This window comes from Ferruginibacter sp., from assembly GCF_031391665.1.
Classification (GTDB): Bacteria; Bacteroidota; Bacteroidia; order Chitinophagales; family Chitinophagaceae; genus Ferruginibacter.
Map to the genome: position 1 here is coordinate 1 of NZ_JANMUN010000127.1, position 2127 is coordinate 2127.

The following is a 2127-nucleotide window of genomic DNA, read 5'->3' on the forward strand; positions in this document are numbered from 1 at the left end:
GTTAGTGTGGTAAAAGATTTTGTAACAGATGTTTTTGCTGGTAACCCAATGGTATTTTGGGGCTTTACCGGCAGTACAGGAGGAGAATATAATTACCAGGGATTTAAAACAGCATTAAACCCTTCTTTTAATTTTAACCCCACACAAAAAAGATGTATTAATGAACCCATAACTTTTAATACCACTACAGTTTCATTTACAACCATTGCAAAATTTTACTGGGATTTTGGTGATGGCAGCCCGATAGATTCAGTTAATTTAAACCCGGTGCATGTATTTGCACCCGCCGGCGATTATGTAGTTAAGCAAAGAGTGATTGGTGCTGATGGATGTGAAGCTACTAATACGCAAACGGTGAGGATTGGCGGGTTGCCACTTTCAGATTTTACAATTAACTTTTTTAATAATAACAATAACTATTCTTGTACTGGTCAAGCATTATCTTTTACTGATAATTCTTTTGTGAATGTTGGGACAATTAATAAATGGCTTTGGCAGTTTGATGATGGCACCAATTCTGCATTGCAGAACCCTGTAAAAACTTATACTACAAGTGGTAACAAAATAGTACAACTAACAGTTACAACAACGGAAGGTTGTGAATCAGCAATTAGAACTAAAACATTTAATGTTTACAAAGCACCCAACGCAGATTTTACTTTTAAAGATTCTGTTTGCCTTGGCACACCAACCTTTTTATATGATAATAGTACCACACCCGCAGGGGGAATAATAAATGGCTGGGTTTGGATTTTTTCTGATTCAATAGGTAATGCCCGTAATACAAATCCCGTGCATATTTTCACTACACCAGGAAATCAAAGTGTGTTACTGCTGGTAGTTATTGATAGCAGCATGTTTTGCCCTGGCATAATTTCAAAAAATGTTTTTGTACTAGATAAACCTGCGGCTAAGTTCGGTATTGGTGTACCTCCACTATGTCAAGGATTACCTATTCAGTTTAATGACTCTTCTGTTGCTTCTACTGGCAGCATTACCAAATGGTCGTGGATTTACAGCAATACTGAATGGAGCAATCAGCAAAATCCTGTAAAATCATTTTTACCGGGTAATCAAACGGTACAATTAATTGCTACCAGTAATAATGGTTGCAGTGATACTACCATTGAGACATTTTATGTAAACCCTAGTCCCGATGTTACCATGGTTTTTAAAGATGCCTGCAAAAACAGTTTGATAAATTTTTCTGCAATCGATAATTCTAATACCGTATCGCAATGGAAATGGACTTTTGGTGATGGCAGCATTGCAACCACACAAAATGCACAACATATTTATACTGCCAATGGAACTTACAAAGTAAAATTATTTGCAACGGCTGCTAATGGCTGTTACTCCGATTCGTTACAAAAAGATATTATTATTTACGGCACCAATGCATTTGCAGGCAACGATACCATTGCTGCTGCAGGCCAGCCAATACAATTAAATGCAACCGGCGGCTTAAGTTATACCTGGAGCCCTGCAGCATTGTTAAGCAATCCAACTATTTCAAATCCTGTTACTACGCTTACTGCCACACAAACCTTCAGCATAAAAGCATTTACACCCGAAGGCTGCGAAAGTTATGCTGATGTAACCGTTAAAATTTATAAGGGCCCCGATATTTATTTACCCAACGCCTTTACACCCAACGGCGATGGATTGAATGATATTTTTAAAGGCACACCTGTAGGCATAAAACAATTTAATTATCTTAAAATATTTAATCGCTGGGGGCAGCAAATATTTTACACTACCAATTATAACAAAGGCTGGGATGGGATGTGGCAGGGACAAAAACAAAACAGCGGGGTGTTTGTTGTATTAGTTAATGGTGTAGATTTTAAAGGAAATATTATTGACAAAAAATCAACTGTAATGCTGATAAGATAAAAATTACTCTTCTGTAAAATCTAAATCTTTTCCATAACTTTCTTTAGTAAAATATAAAGCCGATAAAGAAATTACCATTACTCCAATGCCAATTATCCAGGCGCCTTTTATATAACCGATATTTTGGTAGTTTCTTAAGTAACTAAAAATTAAAAACAGTAACGGTGTAAAACCCCTTACAAAATTTGTAATGGATGTAGATGCTGAAGCCCTTAAGTTAGTACCAAACTG

Annotated in this window: 1 protein-coding gene and 1 pseudogene; one reads left to right on the forward strand and one right to left on the reverse strand. The window is 36.4% G+C overall.

The features are described from left to right. Positions 1 to 1896, forward strand: a 1896-nt coding sequence (locus tag ACY651_RS09345) for a PKD domain-containing protein (RefSeq protein WP_462251991.1), incomplete at its 5' end; no start/stop codon positions are given. Positions 1897 to 1899: 3 nt separating this feature from the next. On the opposite strand, the pseudogene ACY651_RS09350 reads toward ACY651_RS09345, so the two are convergent. Further along, a pseudogene (locus ACY651_RS09350) lies at positions 1900 to 2127 on the reverse strand (MFS transporter); the annotation flags it as partial.